Below are 4,579 nucleotides of genomic sequence, written 5' to 3'. Positions count from 1 at the left end.
CGGCTTGTCGCCCGGCGGCGGCGGCGTGGCCTGCTTGCTCATCTGAGGATGCCCCTTCCGCCACTCGGGCGCTGTCCCGGTCACATCTGTCCTTCGTTGTCCTACCCCAGCCTATGCCCGCTAGCCAGGCCGGTAATGAGTAAACGCGCTGGGGCCGGCCGCGTCTTCCATGCTTGTCCGGGGGGGCGACCCCCCGGGAACCCCCCGGCTGCGCCTTGACGGCGCACCTGCCCCGGGGAGGCTGCGGCTCGGTGTTGGCTGGGCCGGTTGGGCGACCACCGGAACCGGCCGGGGGCGGGTTAACGGCGCACCTGCTTCGGGGTGTGTGCGGGTCGGTGGCCGCGACCCCGGTGGGTGCGGCCAGGAAGGACTAGGAGAGCGATCAGGCAGCCGCCTAGTGCTACGAACGCGCCCGTGGCCAGGCCCAGGTCCATGCCGCTGACGAACGCCTGCCGCGCGACCTCGGCCAGGTCGGCGCCGAGTGCGCCGCCGACCCGCGCCGCTACCTCCAGTGCGCCGCCTAGCGAGCCGCGCACAGTGGACATGACCTGGGCGGGCACGTGGTACGGGGTCAGCGCCGCGGTCATGTCGTTGGTGTACCTGGTGTTCAGCAGGCTGCCGATCACCGCTACCCCGAGCGCCCCGCCGATCTGCAGGAACGTGCCGTTGGTGGCCGAACCCACACCGGTGTCGCCGCCGGGCAGCGAGCCCATGACCGACTCGGTGGCGGCCGGGATGACCAGCCCGGCGCCGACCCCGAGGAGCACGACGCCGAGGACGATGCCGCTGTAGCCGGAGGTGACCGTCGCGGTGGAGATCTGCCAGAACGAGCCGGCGATGATCAGCAGCCCCGCGGCGATCGTGTGCCTGATGCCGACCAGCCGCATGCCGAGGGTGGACAGCGGCGCGATCACCGCGATCGCGCCGGCCGCGGGCAGGATGCACAGGCCTGCCCTCAGCGCGGAGTAGCCGAGGCTGAACTGAAGCCACTGGGTGAGCACGAACAGCGCCCCGTACATGCCGAACGTGGCGAGCGCCACCGAGGTGACCGCCCCGGACAGCTCGCGCTTCCTGAAGAACCGCAGGTTCAGCATGGGGTGCGTGCAGCGGGACTCCCACAGCACGAACAGCGCGAGCACCGCGAGGCTGCCAATCCCGGCGGCGAGCACCCGCACCGACGTCCACCCGCGCACCGGCGCCTCGATCAGCGCCCACAGCAGCAGCCCGAAGCCGGCGATCGACAGCGCCGCCCCGGCCAGGTCGGGCGCCTGGGCGGCCACGTTACGCGAGTCGGGGATCAGCGGGATCGCGCACGCGAAGCCGATCACCGCTATGGGCACGTTGATCAGGAACACCGAGCCCCACCAGAAGCGGGAAAGCAGCAGGCCGCCGACGATCGGGCCGAGCGCGATCCCCACGCCCGTGGTGGCTGCCCACAGGCCGATGGCCCGGCGGCGCTCGGCCGTGTCGGTGAAGATGCTGGTGATCAGCGACAGCGTGGACGGCATCATGAAGGCACCGCCGACGCCCATGGCGGCCCGCGCCGCGATCAGCATCCCCACCGAGCCGGAAAAGGCTGCCCAGGTCGATCCGGCGGCGAACGCCAGCAGGCCGGCGAGGAACACCTTCTTCCTGCCGATCCGGTCGGCGAGGCTGCCCACGGACAGCAACAGCCCGGCGAAGACGATGACGTACGCGTCGACGATCCACTGCAATTCGGTGGTCGTCGCGTTCAGGTCACGCACGATGGTGGGCAGCGCCACGTTCAGCACGGTGACGTCCAGGGTGACCATCAGCAGCGTCACGCACAGCACCGCGAGCGCGACCCACCGCGCTGGCAGCGGGGCCGGCCGCTGCGCCGGTGCCGGCGGAATCTTGTGGATGTGAGTGGTCATGACTCCAGACCACCCGCGGCAGTCCCGTTCCGGTAGGGGAAGAAGTCCCTGTTAGGAGCGCAGGCCGGGAACGCCGGAATCGCCGCGGCTGTCCAGCATGACCGCGGCGCCGCGGATCACGCAGCGGAGCGGGTCTTCGACCACGAGCGCGCCGATCTCCGCGATCGCCTCGATCCGGCTGGCCATGCCAGGGAGCAGGGCACCGCCCCCGGCCAGCCTGACCTTCCCTCGCACCACGTCCTCCGCCAGGCCCGACGGGATATCCGACAAGACCTCCTGCACCGACCTGGCGATCGCGGCGACGGTCGGCTCAAGCGCGCTCGCCACGAGGTCGGCGGCCACCCGGTCAACCCGTGGCGTGCGGCGGGCCGCGTCGATGCCGACCACCTCCGCCCAGCCGTCCGGGCCGCCGGTCAGGCCGAGCGTGGTCTTGAGCTGCCGCGCCGCGCGCTGGCTGAGAATCAGGCCGAGTTCGCTGCGCGCGGCGTTCACGATCGCCTCGTCCATCGCGTTGCCCGCCATCCGCAGCGACTGCGCCCGCACGACCCGCCAGCCCGCGACGGCCGCCACCTCCGTGGTGCCGCCGCCGATGTCCACGACGAATCCGCCCGCCCCGGCGCTCAGGTCCAGGCCGGCCCCGGCGGCGGCCGCGACCGGCTCGTCGATCAGCTGCACCGCGTAGCGGGGACGCCGCGCGCTGAGCGCGGCGGCGACCGAGCGGCGCTCCACCCACGTGGCGCCGCTGGGCACGCACACCAGCGCCCGCGGGCGCAACGGGCCGCCCCGCGGGCGCGCCTTCCGCAAGAACGCGTAGAGCATCTCCACGGTGGCGTCCAGGTCGGCGATCACGCCGTCGCGCAGCGGGTAGATGACCCTGATGTCCTGCGGTTCCTTTTCCGCCAGCACGTCGGCGGCGGTGCCGATGGCCTCGACCGCGCCGGTAGCGGAGTCGACGGCGATCGCGGACGGTTCTTCTAGCACCAGCCCGCGGCCTGCGACCCAGACAAGCGTGTTGACCGTGCCCAGGTCGATCGCCACGCTACCCCGGATGCGCATCGTTGCTCACCTCTGTCCCGTCACATGAGGGATGTACGCATTGTCCGGGTATAACAGTACGTTCAGCGCATCCCGCGCACTGCCACGTGTGACAGAGTGATCGATCAGGCGCGGCGGATGCGCCTGCCGGAGATCACCGTGGGGTTGATTCTGACGAAGTGCTCCCGCTCACCGCCCGCCCACGGCACGATGCCGACCGTGCGCAACGCGGCGCGCTCCTGCTCGTCATCCACGTGGTGCGCCGCCCCCTGGATCATGACGGACCAGCCAGTACGGGACCCGGAGTCGATCTCGTCGATTTCGAAGGCGACCTTGTACTCGGCGTCGGCGATCCCGGTGCGCAGGTCTTCGCCAAGCGGGCTGCCGACCGCCGTGCGAAACACCACCGACCCGTCCACGACCTTGTAGTTCACCGGCAGCACGACAGGACCGTACCGACCGGAGAAGCCGATCCGCCCGATCTCGGCTTGCTCGATGAGGTGCAGCGACTGGGCTTCGGTCAGGTCCTCAAGAATCGGTTCCATACGGGTTGTTGTACCACGCTGGCTCGTGCCCGCTGCGTGCGGCGGCGCACGGGACCAACGTCCCGCGCAGCAGTGACTCCCATCCCTGGATGCCCGGCCCCTGGGGACCGAGGTTAAGCGGTAAACGCTCCTCCGCCAGGGCAGGAGAACGGCGATGAGCACGCTTGCGCTACCCGGCCACGAACCGCTGGCCATAAACCTCGATTCCCCTGGTACCTACCTGCACTGGTCGATCTTCACGGTTTCCGTGGCCAACCTGGTGCTGATCGCGGTCATGGTGGTGATCTTCGGCGCCGCGCTGCTGCTGCCGTTCCCCGGCCGGCACCATGCCGGTGCCGCGGCGGACGCCAGGGCACCGGACGCCCCCGGCGATCCGGGGCACGGCTCCGCCGTCGCCGCCGCGCCAGGCGCGCCTGAAGCCGATCTCGGCGATGAAGCGGACGGCAGGATGTGGACGGCCCGGGTGCGGCGGGCCGCGCTGGCCACGCTGCCGCCGCACAAGCTGCTTCCCGACCGCCAGCCCGGCTACGTCGCCTCCTGGGTGTACGTGTTCGGCGTGGCGTCGCTGGCCGCGCTCGGCATGGCGATCGTAAGCGGCCTCGCACTCGCCCTGGGCGGCACCGACTGGTGGCACACCAACCCGGTCGGCCACTTCTTCAACAGCCTGCACCTGTGGAGCGTCGAGCTCTTCATGGCCTTGCTGGTCATCCACCTGTGGGGCAAATTCTGGATGGCCGCCTGGCGGGGGCGCCGGGCGCTGACCTGGATAACCGGCGTGGTCGCGTTTCTCGCCTCGATCGTCGAGTGCTTCACCGGTTACCTGTCGCAGCAGAACTTCGACTCGCAGTGGATCTCGACCAACGGCAAGGACGCGTTCAACGCCGCGGGGGTGGGCGCGTTCTTCAACTTGATGAACTTCGGTCAGATGCTGCTGTGGCACGTGGTGCTCATCCCGATCATGCTCATCGCGCTGGTCGGCGCGCACGTGCTGATCGTGCGGGTCCGCGGCGTGAGCCACCCGCTGCCAGCGGCCCCTGGGCGGACGCACGTGCCGCGGTTGAGGCTGGCGGGCGGGCCGCGCGCCTGGCGGGCCGCGCTGACCGC

At 70.8% G+C, this 4,579-nt stretch carries 4 protein-coding genes; 1 reads left to right on the top strand and 3 read right to left on the bottom strand.

The window, feature by feature from the left end:
- Positions 1 to 299: 299 nt before the first annotated feature.
- From Q1N79_RS11315 to Q1N79_RS11305, 3 genes are all read right to left on the bottom strand, one after another.
- Positions 300 to 1,895: a DHA2 family efflux MFS transporter permease subunit gene (locus tag Q1N79_RS11315; protein WP_300607990.1), complete on the bottom strand. Its 1,596-nt coding sequence runs from the start codon at positions 1,893 to 1,895 to the stop codon at positions 300 to 302.
- Between the two features lie 51 nt (positions 1,896 to 1,946).
- Positions 1,947 to 2,951 carry a rod shape-determining protein gene (locus Q1N79_RS11310; RefSeq protein ID WP_300607987.1) on the bottom strand — a complete coding sequence of 335 codons (1,005 nt, stop codon included), beginning with the start codon at positions 2,949 to 2,951 and terminating at the stop codon, positions 1,947 to 1,949.
- Between the two features lie 104 nt (positions 2,952 to 3,055).
- On the bottom strand, positions 3,056 to 3,475 hold the full coding sequence (locus Q1N79_RS11305) for a pyridoxamine 5'-phosphate oxidase family protein (RefSeq protein WP_300607984.1): 420 nt from the start codon (positions 3,473 to 3,475) through the stop codon (positions 3,056 to 3,058).
- Between the two features lie 154 nt (positions 3,476 to 3,629).
- Here Q1N79_RS11305 and Q1N79_RS11300 point away from each other — a divergent pair.
- Positions 3,630 to 4,579 (top strand): cytochrome b N-terminal domain-containing protein (locus Q1N79_RS11300; RefSeq protein ID WP_300607981.1); only part of this gene is annotated, 950 nt, incomplete at its 3' end.

Source organism: Trebonia sp. (genome assembly GCF_030042015.1).
Lineage (GTDB): Bacteria > Actinomycetota > Actinomycetes > Streptosporangiales > Streptosporangiaceae > Trebonia.
The sequence above is the reverse complement of the archived record's forward strand: the minus strand, read 5'-3'. Positions and strand labels throughout refer to the sequence as shown.

Excerpts from the sequence above, each read along its gene's own strand:
- Q1N79_RS11315 (WP_300607990.1), bottom strand. The coding sequence starts at position 1,895 with ATGACCACTCACATCCACAAGATTCCGCCGGCACCGGCGCAGCGGCCG.
- Q1N79_RS11310 (WP_300607987.1), bottom strand. The coding sequence starts at position 2,951 with ATGCGCATCCGGGGTAGCGTGGCGATCGACCTGGGCACGGTCAACACG.
- Q1N79_RS11305 (WP_300607984.1), bottom strand. The coding sequence starts at position 3,475 with ATGGAACCGATTCTTGAGGACCTGACCGAAGCCCAGTCGCTGCACCTC.